Annotated in this window: 18 protein-coding genes and 1 other RNA gene; 13 read left to right on the top strand and 6 right to left on the bottom strand. The window is 54.6% G+C overall.

Features of this window, described 5'->3' with window-relative positions; all coding sequences use genetic code 11:
* Nucleotides 1-112: 112 nt before the first annotated feature.
* A complete protein-coding gene (locus K239x_RS22680) occupies nucleotides 113-2,374 on the bottom strand; it encodes a sensor domain-containing diguanylate cyclase/phosphohydrolase (RefSeq protein ID WP_145420637.1) in 2,262 nt (753 codons plus the stop codon).
* 502 nt (nucleotides 2,375-2,876) lie between these two features.
* Between K239x_RS22680 and K239x_RS22685 the strand changes: the two genes are divergently transcribed.
* The gene (locus K239x_RS22685) at nucleotides 2,877-3,437 is read left to right on the top strand and encodes an RNA polymerase sigma factor (protein WP_145420638.1); all 561 of its coding nucleotides are present in this window, start codon (nucleotides 2,877-2,879) and stop codon (nucleotides 3,435-3,437) included.
* On the opposite strand, the gene mtaB is transcribed toward K239x_RS22685, so the two are convergent.
* Both mtaB and K239x_RS22695 read right to left on the bottom strand, forming a co-directional pair.
* A complete protein-coding gene (gene mtaB / locus K239x_RS22690) occupies nucleotides 3,438-4,757 on the bottom strand; it encodes a tRNA (N(6)-L-threonylcarbamoyladenosine(37)-C(2))-methylthiotransferase MtaB (RefSeq protein WP_145420639.1) in 1,320 nt (439 codons plus the stop codon). It lies immediately after the preceding gene.
* A gap of 30 nt (nucleotides 4,758-4,787) precedes the next feature.
* The gene (locus tag K239x_RS22695; RefSeq protein ID WP_145420640.1) at nucleotides 4,788-5,132 is read right to left on the bottom strand and encodes an ATP-dependent Clp protease adaptor ClpS; all 345 of its coding nucleotides are present in this window, start codon (nucleotides 5,130-5,132) and stop codon (nucleotides 4,788-4,790) included.
* Nucleotides 5,133-5,446: 314 nt separating this feature from the next.
* Between K239x_RS22695 and K239x_RS22700 the strand changes: the two genes are divergently transcribed.
* Nucleotides 5,447-6,820, top strand: coding sequence for a dipeptidase (locus tag K239x_RS22700; RefSeq protein ID WP_145420641.1), 1,374 nt, complete (start codon nucleotides 5,447-5,449; stop codon nucleotides 6,818-6,820).
* 117 nt (nucleotides 6,821-6,937) lie between these two features.
* On the top strand, nucleotides 6,938-8,230 hold the full coding sequence (gene serS / locus K239x_RS22705; protein ID WP_145420642.1) for a serine--tRNA ligase: 1,293 nt from the start codon (nucleotides 6,938-6,940) through the stop codon (nucleotides 8,228-8,230).
* A gap of 3 nt (nucleotides 8,231-8,233) precedes the next feature.
* Here serS and K239x_RS22710 read toward each other — a convergent pair whose 3' ends face one another.
* Nucleotides 8,234-8,875 (bottom strand): response regulator transcription factor, encoded by a 642-nt coding sequence (locus tag K239x_RS22710; RefSeq protein WP_145420643.1) that lies wholly within the window; start codon nucleotides 8,873-8,875, stop codon nucleotides 8,234-8,236.
* A gap of 388 nt (nucleotides 8,876-9,263) precedes the next feature.
* On the opposite strand from K239x_RS22710, the gene K239x_RS22715 reads away from it, so the two are divergent.
* From K239x_RS22715 to K239x_RS22755, 9 genes are all read left to right on the top strand, one after another.
* Complete coding sequence (locus K239x_RS22715) at nucleotides 9,264-10,703, top strand: sigma-54-dependent transcriptional regulator (RefSeq protein ID WP_145420644.1); 1,440 nt, start codon at nucleotides 9,264-9,266, stop codon at nucleotides 10,701-10,703.
* A gap of 229 nt (nucleotides 10,704-10,932) precedes the next feature.
* Nucleotides 10,933-11,027, top strand: an RNA gene (gene ffs, locus K239x_RS22720) — signal recognition particle sRNA small type.
* A gap of 51 nt (nucleotides 11,028-11,078) precedes the next feature.
* Entirely contained in the window at nucleotides 11,079-12,956 is a 1,878-nt protein-coding gene (gene dnaX / locus K239x_RS22725) for a DNA polymerase III subunit gamma/tau (RefSeq protein WP_145420645.1), read from the top strand.
* A gap of 249 nt (nucleotides 12,957-13,205) precedes the next feature.
* Nucleotides 13,206-13,415: a hypothetical protein gene (locus K239x_RS22730; protein ID WP_145420646.1), complete on the top strand. Its 210-nt coding sequence runs from the start codon at nucleotides 13,206-13,208 to the stop codon at nucleotides 13,413-13,415.
* A gap of 30 nt (nucleotides 13,416-13,445) precedes the next feature.
* Entirely contained in the window at nucleotides 13,446-13,598 is a 153-nt protein-coding gene (locus K239x_RS22735) for a hypothetical protein (RefSeq protein ID WP_145420647.1), read from the top strand.
* A gap of 241 nt (nucleotides 13,599-13,839) precedes the next feature.
* A complete protein-coding gene (locus K239x_RS22740; protein ID WP_419189289.1) occupies nucleotides 13,840-14,286 on the top strand; it encodes a YbaB/EbfC family nucleoid-associated protein in 447 nt (148 codons plus the stop codon).
* 37 nt (nucleotides 14,287-14,323) lie between these two features.
* A complete protein-coding gene (gene recR, locus K239x_RS22745) occupies nucleotides 14,324-14,923 on the top strand; it encodes a recombination mediator RecR (RefSeq protein ID WP_145420648.1) in 600 nt (199 codons plus the stop codon).
* A gap of 183 nt (nucleotides 14,924-15,106) precedes the next feature.
* On the top strand, nucleotides 15,107-16,537 hold the full coding sequence (rpoN, locus tag K239x_RS22750) for an RNA polymerase factor sigma-54 (protein WP_419189290.1): 1,431 nt from the start codon (nucleotides 15,107-15,109) through the stop codon (nucleotides 16,535-16,537).
* Nucleotides 16,538-16,539: 2 nt separating this feature from the next.
* Entirely contained in the window at nucleotides 16,540-16,947 is a 408-nt protein-coding gene (locus K239x_RS22755; RefSeq protein ID WP_145420650.1) for a hypothetical protein, read from the top strand.
* Between the two features lie 40 nt (nucleotides 16,948-16,987).
* Here K239x_RS22755 and K239x_RS22760 read toward each other — a convergent pair whose 3' ends face one another.
* Complete coding sequence (locus K239x_RS22760) at nucleotides 16,988-17,617, bottom strand: DUF2306 domain-containing protein (RefSeq protein WP_419189291.1); 630 nt, start codon at nucleotides 17,615-17,617, stop codon at nucleotides 16,988-16,990.
* A 153-nt stretch (nucleotides 17,618-17,770) separates the two neighbouring features.
* On the opposite strand from K239x_RS22760, the gene K239x_RS22765 reads away from it, so the two are divergent.
* Nucleotides 17,771-18,151, top strand: coding sequence for a hypothetical protein (locus tag K239x_RS22765; protein ID WP_145420652.1), 381 nt, complete (start codon nucleotides 17,771-17,773; stop codon nucleotides 18,149-18,151).
* 33 nt (nucleotides 18,152-18,184) lie between these two features.
* Here K239x_RS22765 and K239x_RS22770 read toward each other — a convergent pair whose 3' ends face one another.
* Nucleotides 18,185-19,165, bottom strand: coding sequence for a DUF502 domain-containing protein (locus K239x_RS22770; RefSeq protein ID WP_145420653.1), 981 nt, complete (start codon nucleotides 19,163-19,165; stop codon nucleotides 18,185-18,187).
* Nucleotides 19,166-19,216 lie beyond the last annotated feature (51 nt).

Genomic DNA, 19,216 nt, shown 5'->3' on the forward strand with positions numbered 1-19,216 from the left:
CGAATGTGCGTGTGTCAAAATGGAAAAACCATTGACACAGCACGATAGCGACCCCGGCAAGACTCGCAAGAGGGACCCAGCGACAGGAGGCTTCTGCCGAGCGAAATACGCACTACTCGCCGACGGGCTTGGCCATGATTTCGCCCATTAGGTAGCTTCGCAGGCTGGCAATTACGTTGTCAACGCAATCTTGCAGTTCGCTGCTTCGCCGATCTCGATTTCGCAGCGGTGTCAGGATAACGTGGATTTTGGAGTGTCCCAGCGCGGACTTTCGGGCGGTGCCGAGTTCATCCTGACGAGCTTCGCTGAGCGTCAGATCCAAACGCAAGCCAATGTGCTGGTCGATTCGTCGTCTTCCGCCCATGCTTAACGCATGAATTTTGAGCGAAACTTGACTTTCGTCCACGCTGATGATTTCGGCACTGTGATCGGCGATAAAGCCTTTCAGCTTTTCGATGGCCAAATCGGCAGGAACGGGCGTCAGAATGTCGACTTCGGCGTCAGTACTTTTGCTGGAGGAATCAAACCAGCTGAACCAACCGGATTTGGCAGGAACAGGGGCTTTCATGTCCACGGTGCCACCGCCGCTGCCGAGTTGGACGACGCGATTACGGCCGTTGTCTTTCGCCTTCAGTAGAGCGCGGTCGGACCGAGCAAGTACGGTTTCGGCTGTGTCGCCCGGTTGATACTCGGTGACTCCAAAGCTCGCCGTCACACATTCGCCACCCAAGCTTGGCATGACAGTTGTCTCCAAAGCTTGGCGAATCGCATCGGCGCGTTTTGCTGCCGTGGCGTTGTCACAATTGGCGGCCAATAGCAGGAACTCTTCTCCGCCGTAGCGAGCCACTAAGTCACCTTCGCGGCTGTGCTGACGAAGAACATGTGCAAAGTTGATCAGCGCTTCGTCGCCGGCCGGGTGTCCATGCACATCATTGACACGCTTGAAATGGTCGATGTCGCAAATGACTAGGCTGAATCGCGATTCGCCTTTAGAGGTTGATTGCACCATTGCGTCGAGCGTTTCATCGAAGTGCGCGCGGTTGGAGACACCGGTGAGCGCGTCCATCGTTGTTTTGTGATGCAGCGTGACAAGCTGCTCTTCCAAGTCGGCACGAAACGAATTGTCGTGGATGATGATGACGCTACCAAGGATTCCGGGCTTGGAACCGCTGACAGGTGATACCTGAACTTGCACGGAGGTGGGTTCGTCACCCGTTCCGTCAAGCATCATGGCGCGGGTGACCGGAGCCGATCGATCGTAGCATTCGCGAAGCGGACAAGTGGTTTCATTGGCATCGGAGGCTGGCGATTGAAGACGAAGTGTCTTTGCGTTCCAGCTTTTGCCGATGATGGCGTCAGTCGCGATGCCAGTCATCTTTACCATCGTGGCATTCCAGTGAGTGATGATGCCTTCGCTGTCTGTGAATACAACGCCGTCTTTGAGGTCACGCAGCAAGCGATCGTGAAAGTGAGTCTCACGGCGAACACTGATTTTGTTCGGTTTGGATGATGTACGATCGACCGAGTCAGACCATTTGCTGGAAGCCTGATTAGTTTGCAGGCGACGGAGCCAGCGGTCGACGACGGCGCCATGCAGCATCTCGGGCTGTGCTTCCAGCATGCGTGCAAAGTCGGCTACCAACTCCGGATCAAACTGCGACCCACTCCCTTCTATCAGGCAGTTGATCGCTTGTTCGCGGCTCATTGCTGCGCGATAAACATGCTCGGTCGTCATCGCGTCGAAAGCGCCCGCGATCGACAGCATGCGAGCTCCCAGGGGCAATGCATCGCCTTGCGGAAATTCTTCGCGGCGTCGGCTTTGGTACCACGTGTTTGCGTGTCGAACGATGTTGAGTAGCTCTTGATCGCTGGTGCACCCACGCAAGATTTCGCAACCGATCTGCGGACAGCAATCCATTGCCAATTGTTCGTTGACATCCAGTTTAGACGGCTTGCGAAGAATGCGGTCCGGCACGCCGATCTTGCCTAGGTCATGCAGCAACGCGGCGACCTCGATGCGGTCACGACCTTCGCTCTCCAAGCCCATGCGACTGGCCCATGCCGAACAGGTCAGTGACACGCGCAAGCAGTGCGCAGCTGTAGGCGCGTGTTTGGTTCGCAGCGAGTAATACAACGACGTCGCCATTCCGAGTCGAACGACTGCTAGTTGGTTTTCGATTTCCGAAGTCGATGTAGGCTGCCGCGATTCTTTTGCTCTGGGAGCCGTCTCTTGCAATTTGCCTAAGAGCCGACTGACGTCATCCTGGCTTGCTTCGGCTGCAACTTGGAGGCTGGCGCTGGCAACCTTGGTCGCATTGAGCGGCGATGCATTGGAGGACGCGTTGGCGGTTGCTGGGCCAGTTGTATCGGTCATAGCGGTTGCGCAATTGTACGATCATGAAACAGAGGTCAATACGTTTTCCTACGTCAGAAACGGAGTCGAGGCAAAGGCTCCTGCACACAAATGTGCGGGTCAGGTGAAATAACGAGCTGAGCCACGCAATTGTCGAGGATTTCGGGGTTTAGCCCCCTCTGTGTAAGGGGCTGAGGATCGGATTTGGCGGCGGACTTGGCCCGTAGCGGCAGAGTGGCTTGTAGCAGCCGCAATCGCGAATAATACGAGCCGACCTGTTGACCGCGAAAGATTGCGCAAAACCCCCGATTGTCCCCCTTGGACAGCGTTTTGAATGAACTGGCTCGCAGACGGATCGTAATGCTTGCGATATGCAGGTTCCGTACCTACTATGCGTTTTGAGTGTTTGGGCTTTCTTTTGACGGCTCAAGGCTCGGCAGATCGCTGGATTTGCATGTGAGTTCGGGCCGACTGGCCACTGGACTGCCGCGATCACAATTGTCACCAACTTGGTAAAGCCTTCGTGAGTCTCTCTGAGGTCGATCGTCAACTTCTGCAACGATGTCTTGATCGTGCGCCGCGCGCATGGCAAGATTTCGTCGATCGATTTTTGGGCCTAGTCGTTCACGTTGCCAATCACACTGCCGAAGCTCGTCAAATTCAGCTCGACGAACCGACTCGTGAAGACCTTGTCTCGGACGTCTTTGTGACGATCGTTGCTAACGATTTTGGTGTCCTGCGAAAGTTTCGTCGCAACTGTTCGCTGGCAACTTATCTGACGGTCATCTCTCGACGCGTCATCGCCAGGCGGTTGGCTGCGTCGTCACCGCTTCCTCAAAGCAGTAATGCATCGATCGCGGACGCCATGCCGGGGCAAAACGGATTGCCGACGCGAATGGAAGATCGCGAGGAAGTCGAAAGACTACTCACGCGTCTAGATGACAAAGAAGCCAGTGTGGTGCGGATGTATCACTTGGAAGGCAAGTCATACGCCCAGATCAGCCAGGTGGTCGGCATCGAAGAGAACAGTGTGGGACCGGTTCTCAGTCGTGCACGCGACAAAATGCGTGCAACCGAGTCCTAATCACACTCGCGAGACGACTAGTTTGCTGCCGTCGGTCGATTCAACCACAACGTCAACAAGGCGACCGACTTTCAAGTCCGCGTCACTTGTAATGCACTCAGCGGGAGCATAGCGACAGGATGTGCCTCGCAACACGCGGTGCTGCGATCCCGGATCGGTTGTTGAATCGCCAATTGTTGCCAATGCGGTGTCAGATTCGATCATCATCTGAACATTCTGCCCAACCAGTTCGCGATAGTAGTCGCCACGCAGCTGGGTCTCCAGCTCGGTCAGTTCGGCAACACGTTCGCTTTGAAGCGATTTTGGAATTTGGCCCTTCATCTCCGCCGCCGGAGTTCCCCGTCGCGCACTGAACGGGAATGCGTGGATTTTGGAAAAGCCCGCTTCGCGGCACGTTTGAATGGTTTGCTGAAACTCTTCTTCGGTTTCGCCGGGAAAACCAACAATCACATCGGTGCTGATAGCAGGTGATCGAAGCGATTCGCGGAGCAAGCGACATCGATCCAAAAACATCTTGGTCCCCCAGCGCCGACGCATCCGGCGTAGCACGCTGTCACTGCCGCTTTGCAAACACAGGTGCAAATGCGGAACAACACGATCGGAGAATTCGCTCATGATCGAAATCAGTTCACGCGTGACTTCAGTGGCCTCGATGCTGCTCAATCGAATCCGAAAATCGCCATTGAGCTGACTGAGTTCGCGAACCAAATGCGCCAATCGCACCCATTCGTCTTTGGGTTTGTTTCGATTCCAATCAACGCCGAAATGACCAAGGTGAATTCCCGTCAGGACGACCTCTTGGTGTCCGGCATCGATCAATCGCTGGACTTCATCAACGATGTGCTGCTTGGGACGCGACGTTAATTCGGGCCGGACGTGTGGGATAATGCAATAACTGCAACGCAGCAGGCAACCGTCTTGGACCTTTACATAGGCTCGCTGACGCCCCGAAAATCCGTCAAGGCCTGTCGGAACATCGATGACACCAAAGCGGGACATTAGATCCGGCAGTTCACGTTTGTCAGTGACGACTTCGGTTACACCGGGCAGCGCAGCGACTTCTTCGGGCGCTCGTGTGGCATAGCATCCCATGACCACAATTCGTGCGTCGGGATTTTTACGATTGAGCCGGCGGACGACTTGCCGGCTTTTCGCATCTCCGTCATTGGTCACCGTGCAGGTGTTGACGATACAAACATCGGCGGCTTCGTCTTCGGCGCAATCGGAGTAACCGACGCGCTGCAGGCCTTGGCGAACCAATTCGGTTTCGTATTGGTTTACCTTGCAGCCCAAGGTGGCCACGCGCAGTTTGGCAGACATAAGAACTGAGGAGATCTATAAAGTGAGAGCTTAGCCAGTGACAGGTTCGATCGTCGCCGACATGCTGCCTTTGCAGCGAGTGATCAGGTCATCCTTGCCAAACGCATGAATCTGGTCACGTTTGAGCTCGGCATGTTCCATGGTCGTCGTCATGCAAATCGCACGCCCGGACGAATCGACTTCTTTCGCGATCTGAAACCCCATTTCGATGGGATGACGAAACAAACGTTTCATCATCAGCACAACATACTCGTAGCTGTGATCGGTGTCGTCCCAGAGGATGACATTGTATTGAGGCTGTTTCTTGGGCTTCTTTTTGTTCTCGCGTTTGACGACCACTTCTGGTTCGGCCACCGCGGATTGCTGATCTGACATGCGGATCATGCTCCTTGCTTTTCGTAAACTCGTCTCTAAAACCTTCGCATTGCGGCAACGCTATTGGGCCGATCGGTGACTTGCCATTTTCAGGCGTCCACCAGAGCGTCATTCTCCTCAGCCGCGTTGCGGATATATTGTAGCGCCACGCGGATCGATGGGCAGCAGGAAAGTATTCCAAAACGGACGAGTTTTTTTGGGAGCCTCTTTCTTTCCGGACGCCGCCGCACCATTTGAGCCACTGACCAAGTTACGTCGTCAGTAGTTCCCTAAAATGCCGTATTTATTGACATATTCCACCAAAGAACCCTCCTATGTGTCCCGCATCGCTGTTAGACCAACTGGACTCCGCTGCGGATCGCCATCTCAGCGAACTGATCGAGTGGCTAAAGATTCCGAGTATCAGCAGCGACAGCACGCGTGTGGACGATGTTCATCGCGCTTGCCAGTGGCTGGCTGACAAATTCACGGCTTCCGGTTTGCAAGTCGAACTGATTCCCACGCAAGGCCATCCGATGGTCTTGGCTCAGACGCCTCCGGTAAACAATGCTCCGGTCGTCGTCGTTTACGGGCACTACGATGTGCAGCCGGTCGAGCCCTTGGATCAGTGGATTACAGGGCCATTTGAACCGACCGTGCGAGACGGAAATTTGTATGCTCGCGGGGCAACTGATGACAAAGGCCAGGTGCTGACGCATATTCAGAGCGTTTGCGACTGGGTGGCCAGTGGCGAACCGCTTCCGCTGCAAATCAAATTTTTGATCGAGGGTGAAGAGGAAGTCGGCAGCGAGAATCTGGAACGCATGCTGCCGGATTTAAGCGAACGCCTGGCGTGCGACTGTGTTGTGATCAGTGACAGCAGTCAGTATGCCGCCGGGCAACCTGCGATCACGTACGGATTGCGAGGTATCGCGACCTACGAGATTCAAGTCGATGGCCCTAGCCAAGATCTCCATAGCGGATCGTTCGGTGGAGCAGTGATGAATCCCGCGATCGCGTTGTGTCATATGCTTTCGTCGATGGTAGATGATCAAGGTCGCATTCAAATCGAAGGCTACTACGACGACGTTCGCGATTTGAGCCAATCCGAACGCGATCAGTGGCAAGCTTTGCCTCAAGACGAGGAATGGTTTGCCAAATCCATTGGCGTGGACGAATTGTTCGGCGAATCCGGCTACAGCGCGGACGAACGCCGCTGGGCGCGGCCGACTTTTGACGTCAATGGAATCACTGCCGGACATCAAGGCGAAGGCGTCAAAACGATCATTCCGGCAACCGCGACCGCGAAGTTCAGTTTCCGATTGGTGCCCGATCAAGATCCCAAAAAGATCACCGCTGCGTTGGAAAAACACTTGGCCAAACATGCTCCCAAAGGAGTGTGCTGGACGCTGAAGCCGGATCACGGGGCGCCAGGAATGTTGGCAGATACGGACAGCAAGTTTGTCAAAGCAGCCAATCACGCAATCGAGTCAGCCTTTGGGACGCCGCCTGTCTTGATTCGCGAGGGCGGATCGATACCGATCGTCACAAGATTCCAAGAAGTCTTGAAATGCGATTGTTTGCTATTGGGCTGGGGCCAGTCGGACGACAATACTCACAGCCCCAACGAAAAATTTAGTGTCGCCGATTACCACCGCGGCATTCGAGCGTCCGCTCACTTGTGGGACGAGATTGGGAAATTGAGCTGACCGTTTTTTGTCGCCGCTCAAACTGCCTGCCGTCGCGGACTGACGGTTAGATTGCCCCTCGTTTAGTGCTGCTCTTCCATTTAATTTGACACTTAAGACCCAACGAACGCATCAATCATGCTGGACCGAAAATTCACTGTCGAAAACATCGACGCTGTACGCGAGAACTGTAAGAAACGTGGCGTCAGCTGCGAAGTCGACCGAATCGTAGACTTGGAAGCAGCGCGATTGGAAAAGTCTCAGCAAACCCAAGAGTTGAACCGACAGGCAAACGAAGTAAGTAAGTCCATCGGCAAGGCCAAGGATGATGCGGAGCGTCAGGCCACGATCGCAAAAGGTCGTGCGCTTCGCGAGCAAAAAGACGCGGCGCAGAAAGAGCAGGACGAAATCGATGGTCAGATCAGAGCGTTGCTCAGCGCGATTCCTAATATGACGCATCCGGACGTTCCGACCGGCGGCGAGGATGGTTACAAAGAACTGTCGTTTGGGAAAACCCCCAAACCATCGTTTGATTTCGAAGCGATGGATCATTTGCAGCTCGGCGAAAAACACGATCTGTTTGACTTCGAAGCAGGTGCGAGAGTCTCCGGCGCGGGCTTTTACTACCTTCGCAATGCGGCCGTGCGAATCGATTTGGCTTTGCAGCAATACGCCATCAGCTTTCTGAGCGACCGCAAATTCACACCGATCACCACACCCGATCTTGCCCTGACCAGTATCTTGGAAGGCATCGGATTTACGCCTCGCGGTCCAGAGACGCAGATCTACAGCATCGAAAACACCGAGCTCAATTTAGTTGGTACCGCCGAGATTACTTTGGGCGGAATGATGAGTGGTCAGGTATTGTCCGACGAGCAACTGCCAATGCGACTGTGTGGGCTGAGTCACTGTTTTCGGACGGAAGCCGGAGCGGCAGGCCGCGCCTCCAAGGGGCTGTACCGCGTTCACCAGTTCACCAAGGTCGAAATGTTTGCGTTCACCACGCCTGAGCAAAGTGATGCGATGCACGACGAGCTGCGCCAGCTAGAGTGCGAGATCTTTGATTCGTTGGAAGTGCCTTACCGAGTCATCGACACAGCCAGCGGAGATCTGGGCGGCCCCGCGTACCGCAAGTTTGACTTGGAAGCGTGGATGCCGGGACGTGGTGACACCGCAAAGGGCGAGGACGGCGAATGGGGCGAAGTCACCAGTACCAGTAATTGCACTGACTACCAGGCTCGTCGTTTGGATGTGCGGTACAAAACCGCTGGCAAGAAAGGCACGCAATTTGTGCACACGCTCAATGGCACTGCGGTGGCGACCGGTCGTGCAATGATCGCCATTTTGGAAAATCACCAGCGTGCTGATGGTAGTATCGCGATTCCCAAAGTGTTGCAGCCTTGGGTGGGAACGGATGTGCTGACGGCTTAAGAGCTAGTCAACCAAACCCAGGCGTACGGCTCGAACCGCTGCGTCGGTTCGGTCGTTGGCGCCGGCTTTGCGAAGAATGTTTTGCACATGTTCTTTGACGGTTTCGACGCTGATCGATAGCGACTTAGCGATTTCTTTGTTGCTAAGTCCCAGTCCGATGTGTCGCATGACTTGGACTTCGCGGGGAGTCAGCGGCAGTTCTGGCGGCAAATCACCTGACGCCTCATTGCGTTGCATCATGGCTTCGATTCGTCCTAGCTTGCTTTCGGTTGGCAAGCCCGTTCCAGCGACTGCGCACTTGATCGAATCGATGATGACCTCCCTGCTGTCACTTTTGAGCAGGTAATCGGCAGCACCTATGGCGGCGGCACGCGCGATGTAGGTGGGGTTGTCGTACGCGCTTAGCATGATGACGGGAAGCTGCGATTTAGCCACCAAGATCTTTTCGAGCATCGACAGCCCATCCATTCGGGAAAGCCGAACATCCAAAAGGACGGCATCGAGCGAAAGGCTCTCGATCTCTGACAAGGCTTCATCTCCACCAGAAGAGGTGGCTGCGACACTGATGTTGGACCCCTCCAGCATCTGGGTCAAACCTTCGCGAATTGCTTCGTGGTCATCAACGATCAAAATCTGCACTGACATTTTCAACGCCCGTATTGCAACGGGCCCCCCAGATAAATAATGGCCTTTTGTTCAATAGATTATGGCATCGGTGGCGTACCTTCGCCAGTCCGATCACTCGTTCACCACGCGGATTCGGGAAATTAACGTTTGGGGACACCAAGAAGCGTGGTTTTACCGCTGTTTGAGGGGGGTGGCTCCCTGTCCAGGGATTTGAATGTTCATTCAAAACCAGCCATTGGTTTTTGACTCGGGTTTAGCGGTGACGTAGATAATTCAGGCGTCGTACTCCCATTGCTGTCAAAACGAGCGTTTTGCTCACGTTTTGACTTGGTAGCCGAGGATTTCGCCGCTGTACGACGCATCGCCTGCGTCATCAGAAGGTCTCCCACCGTTGCTTGAGCGCTCCATGACTTCCTCCGCGTTATCCATCCTGTTAGTTGACGACGATCGGCATTTGTCCGAATCGATGAGGCTTTGGCTACGAGGGCTTGGACACGAAGTTCGTGCCGCGGAATCGTTGGCGAGTGCCAAAGCTGCGCTGAACGACCAGACGTTTGATCTGATGATTTGTGATTTGCGTTTGGGCGATGAAGACGGTTTCGAGCTCATCGAGCACAGCAAAAAACACCATCCCAACACCGCCGTTTTGGTGATGACCGGATACGCCACGCCGGAGACTGCGGTCGAAGCGGTCCGAGCCGGTGCGTTCGACCTGCTGACCAAGCCCGTCATCGATGCCGAACTGAACTTGGGAATCGAACGTGCCCTGTCGCTTCGCAACATCGCAAACGAAAACGAAGCGCTTCGGCAGCAACTAGATAAACGTAGCGGGCTGGAAAATATTCTGAGCCACGACTACCGGATGATGAAGATCTTTGATGTGATCGACAACGTCGCCGATGCTCGTGCGTCGATCCTAATTACCGGTGAAAACGGAACCGGCAAGAGCATGATTGCTCGCGCCATTCACAATCGAAGCCGTCGTCGCAGCAATGCGTTTGTCGAAGTCGCCTGCGGAGCGTTGCCGGATACGCTTTTAGAGAGCGAACTCTTTGGGCATGTCGCTGGCGCCTACACCGGAGCAAACTCGGACAAAGTCGGTAAGTTTCAGCTGGCCGATGGCGGAACGCTATTCTTGGACGAAATTGGCACAGCTTCGCCAGCGATGCAGGTCAAGTTGCTTCGAGTCTTGCAAGAATTTCAGTTTGAACAGCTGGGCGGAACGCAGACACACTCGGTGGATTCGCGAGTAATCTTGGCGACCAACGATGACTTGGCAAAATCGGTTGCCGCGGGAACATTCCGGCAAGATCTTTTCTATCGGGTCAACGTCGTCAATATCGCGTTGCCATCCTTGCGAGAACGTCCCGGTGACGTGCCGCTGCTAGTGGACCACTTCTTGCGAGAAGTGTCCGAAACGTGCAGTCGTGAAATCGATTGTTTTGATGGCGAAGCAATGACGGCGATGCAAAACTATGCTTGGCCGGGCAATGTTCGCCAACTTGAAAACGTGGTCGAACGAGCCGTCTTGTTGGGACGCGGCCCGCTGTTGACCATCGACGATCTACCGCCCGAAGTAACCGGCCGCGGCGTGAGTGCTGGATTTGGAAGCATCATCGCGGCCGATTCGCCCGGCAATCCCCAGGCCCTCAGCCTGGGCGAAGTCGCCGGAAAGACGCTCAAGCAAGCTCTGGAAGGTCCGGAACGTCAGATCATTCTGCAGGCTTTGCGAGCCAATAACTGGAACCGAGCCTCGACGGCCGACACCTTGGATATCAACCGCACGACGCTCTACAAGAAGATGAAGCGTTTAGGATTAGACGATCCAAGGTTGCAGTACGCTTAGTGCCTCGGCTTGGCCCAGTGTTTTGAGATCAAAGCCAGGCGATTCACAATAAGGCCGAAACGGCGCCGAAAACCACGGTTCAGGAATGTCTTGAAACAGGCATTTCGTCGGGTTTCCTATTCGCCGTCGGTGGCCTAAACTGCGGGGCCAATCTCACAGTGAGGGACGCCATCGAGTTTCTAGGCTCGATCAGAATGCCGTCAGCCATTGTGAATGCGTTTTGCTGGGAGGCGGCGGCCCTTGCGAGGGTGAGTCGTGAACCTGGTCAGGCCTTAACTGGAGCAGCCATAAGCGGTGTAGCTTTGTGTGAGGGTCGCCACCTCCCAGCAAAATTTGCTTGAAGTCTTCCCCTCTCTGTGTTGTGGGCCTGATCGTATGTCTGAACCAGACAATAGCTATGTCGTCGTCGCGCGGCGGTATCGTCCCCGCGGTTTTGACGAACTGGTTGGACAAGATCACGTCGGTCGTGCACTGAAAAATGCGATCGAAACCAATCGCGTCGGTCACGCATATCTTTTCACCGGAGCACGTGGGGTAGGCAAAACAAGTACCGCGCGGATCTTTGCCAAAGCGCTCAATGATCCCGGCGGACCAACAGCGTCGCCAAACAACGCAAGTGATGTCGCTCTGGCAATCGACTCGGGCGAAGACGTCGATGTGATCGAGATCGATGGTGCAAGTAATCGCGGAATCGACGAAATCCGTAGCCTTCGCGCCAACGTGGGGGTTCGTCCAAGTCGGTCACGCTACAAAATTTATATTATCGACGAAGTCCACATGCTCACCGGTGCGGCATTCAATGCGTTGCTGAAAACGCTGGAAGAACCGCCCGAGCATGTGAAGTTTATCTTTTGCACGACGGATCCCGAGAAGATTCCGATCACAGTGCTCAGCCGTTGCCAGCGGTTCGACTTTGCGCCGGTGGAAGTCACCAAAATTGTCAAACGGCTGAAAGAGATTGTCGAAGCTGAAAACGCCCAGGCTGACGAAGCTGCATTGGAGTTGATCGCCAGGCGCGCTGCTGGATCGATGCGAGACAGTCAGTCGCTCTTGGAGCAAGTGCTTAGTTTTTGCGACAGTAATCTGACGGCCGACCAAGTCCACGCGATGCTGGGCACGGCCGATGACGAACGGTTGCATGCACTGGCAAAAGCGATGGCGGATCGCGATGCCGCTTCGGCGATCGAGCAATTGGATGCTGGGATCGACGCGGGCGTGGACGCTGGTCGTTTGGCCGAGCAATTGCTCGGCTACTTCCGTGACCTGATGGCCGTCTCGGTCGGCTGTGATCCGTCACTGATGCGGCATACGTCGGCATCATTGCACGATGAATTGAAAGAGCTTGGCGATCGTTGGGGACTGCAGACTGTTCTAGCGGTTGTCGGACTGATTGATCAGACGTTGGTGCGAATCCGTCACAGCGTTTACGCTCGCGTGTTGCTGGAAGCGACCGTTATTCAGATTTGTAATTTGCCTGATCTGCAAAACATTGCCAACTTGGCAGCTGCGGCGAGCGATTTGGGGGGAGCGGTTGGCAATGCAAAGCCGCCGGCCGCAGCGGGCTCCACAAGCAGCGGGCCAGCGAGCGAAAAAAAAAACGTAGCTGAGCCAGCGGTCCAGGCAGCCAAGCCTGAATTGGTGGCTTCGCCGGAAACATCTCAAGTAGCGCCGTCAGTACCGGCGGAAACTACCGGCAACGCGACCAGCCAAACCAACGCGGCCAATAAAAACGGCGCCACCGCGTCACCATCGCCAGCCCCCGTGGCGTCTTCGACAGTACCGGCGAATCCGCCGAGTGAATCGCCGGAGCCGTCTGGCAAAGCTGCCGGTGAAGTTTCGTCCATCGCGTTGCAAGCTTTGACCGCCGCGTCGGTGGGGGACCTTTGGAACCAAGCTGCCGAGCAAGTCGAAACGTCAACGGCAACCTTGGCTCGCGCTAACGAGCGAGTCGAACTGGCGAACGAAAACACCGTGCGGCTCGTCTTTGCCGCGGAATCAAAATTGTCGGTCCGGCGGTTTGATTCCGCCGAGCACAAATCAGCGATGATCGCCGCTCTGAGAACGTTGGTTGGCAGAGAGGTCAACGTTGAATGCACGGTGGCGGCGCCTGTCAAACGAGAAGCCAAGCAAACGACTAAGCCGTCCAGTAAAGACCGGATGCAACGAATGCGAGATATCGAATTGCATCCGATGGTCAAAGCTTGTGCCGAAATCTTCGGAGCCGAAGTCGTCAAGGTCGACCACCCTCGTTAGCGAGGCGTGCGGAGTGTCGTTGCAGGCGATTGGTGGTTGTGGGCGATCACGTATTCTGAGCAAGGAGTCTTGCGGTCCGGCTTGGGTTGTCGCGTATCGAAGATCTCGCCTTGGCACTGGAGCTGGCGTTTTAGTGCGGCATTTGCCGGGCAACGGGGCCGGGTGCCAATTCAAGCTCGGCAGCGACTTGCAAAGCAGATACAGTGGTGGAAGTAGTCAACACCCCTTTTTTCCTTACGGAGTTACCCGATGAAACGATCCTCGATCGTCTGCCAGGTTGCCGCACCAGTATTGATGCTGGCGATGATTGGTTGCTCAGGTCAGTTAGAGACCTCGCAAACCGATGCACCTGCAGCAACACAACCCACCACCACCCCGTCTGATACGCCTGCCGATACGGTGCCTGGCGATGGCGAAGGTGTCACACTTGTCAGCTTGAAGGTTCCGAACATGCACTGAGGCGGCTGTGCCGCCTCGGTCCGAGGCGACTTGGCTAAGATCAAAGGTGTCAGCGATATCAAGACTGACATCTCCGGTCGCAATTGCACGTTCAAAGTTTCAGATCCCGATGTTGACTACAAAGGCAAGCTAAAAGAGTTTGCTGAAACGAACACGCATCTTGCTGGATACACGATTCAATAGTTTCGCATCCAATGCTGTTTAGCCGAAGCCCGTGGGATGATTCCTGCGGGCTTCTTTTTTGTTCGCAGCAGACGCTTTATCTGATTGCACTAGGTGGTTTGTCCATTTGCAGGAGCCAGTCACCAGGCCTGCGAGGGATTTTGGCAAAGTCCCCATTCGGCAATCAATCCAAGGGTTTGGGGGCTCATGCGGGCCCGGTGCATCGTCCCTGACCGTGACTTTTGTTGCCTTGGAAGCTACGATGTCAAAGATGTATTTCGCCTCGGGGCCGTCCCGCTTCGATGGCAACCACAACGTTTTTATCTGCGCAGATTCAAAAGGACAGATGATGTTCAAAGGACTCGGAAATCTAGGCAACATTGCTTCGATGATGGGATCGCTGCAATCGCTCCCTGAAAAGATGAAGGAGCTCAATGCGCGAATGGAAAATGAATACGTGACCGCCAACTCGCCATGTGGTGGAGTGATCGTGATCATGAGCTGCACTGGAAAGGTTCAGTCAACCACGATCGAGGCGGTTGAATTGCAGGGAGCTGTGCTGGAGCAAGCGATCACCGAAGCGTGCAATGCGGCCGGCGCGTTGGCCAAACAGACTTACGCATCGTCGATTAGCGAAATGGCTGGTGAGATGGACATCAATCTGCCAGGCATGGACGGGCTGATCAATTCGCTAGCAGGAAACGGCTGATCAGATTCGTCGATCGACGCGTCGGTACAATATCATCATGAGCAAACACGCTGGCGCAGTCTCGCAACTGGTCGAACAACTTGGGCGTCTTCCGGGAATCGGTCGCAAGAGTGCCGAGCGTCTGGCGTTTCACATTTTGCGGGTGCCCGAGCCCGAAGCGATCGCGTTGGCCGATGCGATCAAACGAGTGCGCAATGACGTGCGCTACTGCGCAATCTGTTTTAATTTGTCCGAAAACGAATCGTGTGCCATCTGCAACGATCCCAATCGTGATGCCACACGTCTGTGCATTGTCGAACAGCCTCGCGACCTGATGAGCCTGGAACAGTCTGGCGTTTTTAAAGGTCACTATCACGTATTGTTGGGACGGATCGCCCCGCTTGATGGCATTGGCCCCGACCAACTGACCGTGGACGCATTGGTCGACCGAGTTCGCACCAGCAACTTTGCGGAGGTCATTATGGCGACAAACCCCACTGTAGAGGGTGACGGCACTTCGTTGTATATCAGCAACCTCCTGAGTGAGTTTCCCGTCGAAATCACGCGACTTGCCCGGGGAATTACTGCCGGAAGTGTTCTGGAATACGCAAATCGTGAGATGATTGCCGATGCACTAACCGGCCGACAAAAACTATAATGATTGGAACGGAATTCGCTCTGCCGATCTTCTCCTTAGCGTTATCATTCGGTGGAGACGCGGTCAAAGTCGATGATTTGACCGTTCATTAGGACGCACCTTCCCTGCGAGAAAGCAGCTGCAATGCGGATGCAAATGGGCCTGCAAGCCCGACAGATACAATCACAGAAGCTCGCGCCGCGGATGATCCAGTCGATGGAGATTCTGCAATTGCATGCCCTTGCGCTACAGGAGCGCATCGAGCAGGAGATGAACGAAAATCCGCTCCTGGAACAGCAGGATGTCGACCCGCTAGCTCCCGATGAAGAGGTCGAAGCTCCCGACGCGGATACTCGCAGTGAAAGCGAGAAAGAGCTGGTCGTCGATGGCGAAAGCGATAACTCGGAAGATTTCGAGCGATTGCAAAACATGGTGTCGGAGCTTCCCAATGCGTTTGACGAACCTTTCAAACGGTCTGCCAATCGAATGCAGGACGAAGCGGACCGTCGCCATGATTTGATGGCCAACGCCCAATCGCGTCCCGAATCTCTGAATGATTTCTTGCTTCATCAGTTGCAGGAAATGGATATCGATGATCGGGTTGAACAGTTAGCCGAGCGGATCATCAGCACTCTGGATGCTCGCGATGGCGGTTATTTGCGAATGCCGTTGGTCGATTTGCTACCTGCTGGACATACCGATGACGACGTGGAACTAGCCGAACAAGCGCTCGCGATCGTTCAGTCACTAGAGCCTGCGGGAATTGCAGCGCGCAGTTTGAGCGAGTGTTTGCTGCGTCAGCTGAAGTCAAACTTTCCTCACTACGACGAGATGACGACCCTGGTCACATCTCACTTGAAGGATCTGGCTGAAAACCGATTGCCGCAGATTGCAAAGCAGACTGGTTTTTCGATCGAATTGATCCAAGACGTGCGAGCCGAATTGCATGTTTTGAATCCAAAGCCAGGTGCTGCGTTCATGGAGACGTACGTGCCCAACGTCACGCCGGACATCATCCTGGAGCAGGATGATGAGGGCGAGTACCAAGTCCGCTTGGACGACGACCGTGTGCCGCAGTTGTTTATCAGCGAGTACTACCGCAAGCGATTGCAGGATCCGTCGGCAACGGCAGAAGAACGTGAATTTATCAAGCAAAAAATCGGCAGTGCGCAGTGGTTGATCGAATCGATCGAACAGCGACGCAGCACGTTGACGAAAGTGTCTCAGGCGATTGTCGAGCATCAAAAGAAGTTTCTTGATGAAGGGCCCGAGGCGATTGAGCCGTTGAAGATGCAGCAGATCGCTGACAAAGTCGGCGTTCACGTGACGACCGTCAGTCGTGCGGTCGACGATAAATGGATTCAAACGCCACGAGGGATTTTGCCACTCAAGCGTTTCTTTGTCGGCGGGACACAGACCGACGACGGTGACGATGTTGCATGGGATACCATTCGATTGAAGTTGCAGGAGTTGATCGACAAGGAAGATAAGAGCGAGCCGTTCAGCGACGAAAAGCTCGTCGACGAACTGAAGAAAGCCGGTATGGCGGTTGCGCGGCGCACGGTAACCAAATACCGAAAACGAATGGGCATCCCCAGCAGCCGACAGCGTCGTGATTGGTCACTGAAAAAGTAGTCATGAGATCGGTCGTTCAGGTCATTGCTTTGTTGGCGCCGGCAGTCGCGATTGCCGCGCCGTCGATTCCCATTTATGCACCCGATCCCGGTCCAGCCCCGCCCTTCTCTCCGGTGCTTAATCCTGCCGTCATCGTGATTGCGCTGTTCTTTGGCAGCGCGGCAGTTCTGTGGGGAGTATCTGCGTATGTGCGTGGAAAGATTACTCGCAAGAAACTGATAGCGACCACTTCGTTGCTGATGTTGCTGACGTGGGGAGGTCTACTTTTGGCTCTCGTAAACGCGCCAGCCAACCCCGAATACCAGACCTGGCAGCAGGCCCACAAAGCTTGGCAGAACAAAGAAGTGGTGGGCTACGAAGGCCAGTCGGACGCCGATAAGTACGACGACATCATCGAGCCGCAAAGCTGACATCTTTGATTGGTGAATGAGAGATCATCCAGCAGCAATGTCAGTTCACAGTGGCGCTCAGAGCTTGGCGGTTCACCTGCCAAAAGAACAGTTCCAGCAATAGCATTGCCGGTACCCAGCTAAGCCAAGCTGAGATTTGGTAAGCAAGTGTGTGGTCAATCGTCAGGCCCGAAATTACATAGCTGAATACACGCAACATGATTGCCGAGCACATCAACGTGTAGCTTCGGCACATCCATTGCCCATGTGCGCGATAGCGATGCAGCATTGCCCGGCGCCATGCAACGAACGTTGTGATCCACATCGCGACACTGATCAGCCCGAAGCATAGTTGCGATGAGATTCCTCCGTAGGATCGCGTCGCCATGATGAGTCCACCGGGCGCGACTCCGATCAAGACGATCCAGACGTAGCATTGACCGAGCTGGCGATGAATCGCAGGTCGCGAGCGTCGAATCGTGCGACTCAGTTGAACGATGCCAAGAAAAAGCCCAATGGGAGCCGTGGCGATGTGCGCATAAAAGCCAATGAAATAGCCACTGGAGTAAAAGAAACTGGCTTTGTTGCGAAGAAATCCGCGAGCAAAATCGGGCGGTAGGTAATGCGGAAAAGGCGTCAGGATCAACGTGCCGATGTACAGAATCGCTGCCGCAACGATGAACTTCACCATTCGTTGGAGCGTAAAAAAATGGCTGTCGGCAATTTTTAGCATCAAACGCCCTAAGTTTAGGGGACCTCAGCTCGTTGTCTTTTTACGAAGCGACTCTCAAATAGTTCACTGTTCGCTGCTTCACTCAGCTACTCGCACGTCGAGGATGATTCGATGGCCAATGATCTTCCAAACAAAAATCCGCCACCGTCACGCGATTTGGAAAAACCTTATTTAACGCCCAAGGAAGTTTCGCAGGATCAGGATGTGGTCGCTGCTGGGTTCGTACGCTCAAAACGCATGTGGCTGGGGCTGCTGAGCGTGGTGATTGCTGGGGGCGCGTTGGCGGCGTTTTCCTATCGGCAATCCAGCTACATTCAGAATTTTGGCAACATGCGACGTGGGCCAATCGAAGACGTTGAAGTCGATTTTGATGGCATCGAATTTGACGATAACGTCCGCGAATTTGGAATGCGACGGAGCTATCCCGTTCAATCGCCGGCTCCCGCTGATTCATCACCGGCGAGTGCTTCTGAAATTGCCACGCAGCAATGACCGTGCGTCAGGATTGGTTTGTGCCTACCACGTTCAATTGTTTTTTGAATCGATAGTTGCGTTTGAATTTGACGCTTGGCTGTCCACAATCGCTTCGACCCGTTGTTGAACTGGAACCACGACGCCGCAGCTGACGACAAACTGAATCGCTTCGTCGATGGTAAGATCCATGTCGACGGCTTCGCTGCGTTTGACGGTGACCGTAAATCCCGTCATCGGCATAGGGCTGGTCGGCATCAAAACACTCAGCATCGGTTCGCCGGTGATCTTGGCGATTTCTTTCATGCTGTTGCCGGTGACAAACCCTAGTGACCAGATGCCGGCGCATGGATACTGAATGGCTACCACGCGATTGAATTCGATCTCGCGTTCGTTAAAGGCAAAGTCGGTGACCTGTTTGACACCGCCGTAGACCTTGTTGACCAGCGGAATGCGCAGGATCGCCGCGTCGAACTGTCTTACAAACCAACGCCCCAGCCCAAAAGTAAAAAGCCTGCCCAAGAAAAACAGCACGGTCAAAAATACAATCAAGAATACCGGGACGACCAACGCACGTGGCATCCAGACTACTTGCACATAGCGATGCCAGTACGCATTGGCGCTGGCGGGCTGAGTCGAATTCGGGCCGAAGTAGTCCGCGTTGTCGTCGACGATTTTGACGACATACTCTGGCAGAAACCGTCGCTTGGTGACCGGGTCGGGAATGTAGCGTTCGCCCTCGAATGTGAAACCATCCAGCAGCCGTTCGCCCGTTTTGACGGCACCTTCGGGCGGCTGTGTGTGCGTGTCTTGGATGTACCAGACGACTCCGCTACGGATGATCCATTCGGTCGGTTTTAGTACATAGCTTTCGATCGTTTTCCAGGCCCAAATCAAGACAACGATTGTCAGTAAGGGAGGCAGCACAACGCCTAAGCCACGCAGGATCGCGCGGCGAAAACCATGAGGTCTACTCGTTACTGTTGGGGGCTTTGGATCAGAAGCAGGTTCGGCGATCGGTTGGTCAGAAGCCATCGTTTCTCGGAATGATTAAATCTTCAAGTTGTGATACTGGAGCCGGTTGGC

It is taken from the genome of Stieleria marina (assembly GCA_007741555.1).
Lineage (GTDB): Bacteria > Planctomycetota > Planctomycetia > Pirellulales > Pirellulaceae > K23-9.

Bases quoted from the DNA above. Each gene is read 5' to 3' on its own strand.
- K239x_RS22680 (WP_145420637.1), bottom strand. From the start codon at position 2,374: ATGACCGATACAACTGGCCCAGCAACCGCCAACGCGTCCTCCAATGCA.
- mtaB (WP_145420639.1), bottom strand. From the start codon at position 4,757: ATGTCTGCCAAACTGCGCGTGGCCACCTTGGGCTGCAAGGTAAACCAA.
- K239x_RS22695 (WP_145420640.1), bottom strand. From the start codon at position 5,132: ATGTCAGATCAGCAATCCGCGGTGGCCGAACCAGAAGTGGTCGTCAAA.
- K239x_RS22700 (WP_145420641.1), top strand. From the start codon at position 5,447: ATGTGTCCCGCATCGCTGTTAGACCAACTGGACTCCGCTGCGGATCGC.
- serS (WP_145420642.1), top strand. From the start codon at position 6,938: ATGCTGGACCGAAAATTCACTGTCGAAAACATCGACGCTGTACGCGAG.
- K239x_RS22710 (WP_145420643.1), bottom strand. From the start codon at position 8,875: ATGTCAGTGCAGATTTTGATCGTTGATGACCACGAAGCAATTCGCGAA.
- K239x_RS22715 (WP_145420644.1), top strand. From the start codon at position 9,264: ATGACTTCCTCCGCGTTATCCATCCTGTTAGTTGACGACGATCGGCAT.
- dnaX (WP_145420645.1), top strand. From the start codon at position 11,079: ATGTCTGAACCAGACAATAGCTATGTCGTCGTCGCGCGGCGGTATCGT.
- K239x_RS22730 (WP_145420646.1), top strand. From the start codon at position 13,206: ATGAAACGATCCTCGATCGTCTGCCAGGTTGCCGCACCAGTATTGATG.
- K239x_RS22740 (WP_419189289.1), top strand. From the start codon at position 13,840: ATGTCAAAGATGTATTTCGCCTCGGGGCCGTCCCGCTTCGATGGCAAC.
- recR (WP_145420648.1), top strand. From the start codon at position 14,324: ATGAGCAAACACGCTGGCGCAGTCTCGCAACTGGTCGAACAACTTGGG.
- rpoN (WP_419189290.1), top strand. From the start codon at position 15,107: ATGATCCAGTCGATGGAGATTCTGCAATTGCATGCCCTTGCGCTACAG.
- K239x_RS22755 (WP_145420650.1), top strand. From the start codon at position 16,540: ATGAGATCGGTCGTTCAGGTCATTGCTTTGTTGGCGCCGGCAGTCGCG.
- K239x_RS22760 (WP_419189291.1), bottom strand. From the start codon at position 17,617: ATGGTGAAGTTCATCGTTGCGGCAGCGATTCTGTACATCGGCACGTTG.
- K239x_RS22765 (WP_145420652.1), top strand. From the start codon at position 17,771: ATGGCCAATGATCTTCCAAACAAAAATCCGCCACCGTCACGCGATTTG.
- K239x_RS22770 (WP_145420653.1), bottom strand. From the start codon at position 19,165: ATGGCTTCTGACCAACCGATCGCCGAACCTGCTTCTGATCCAAAGCCC.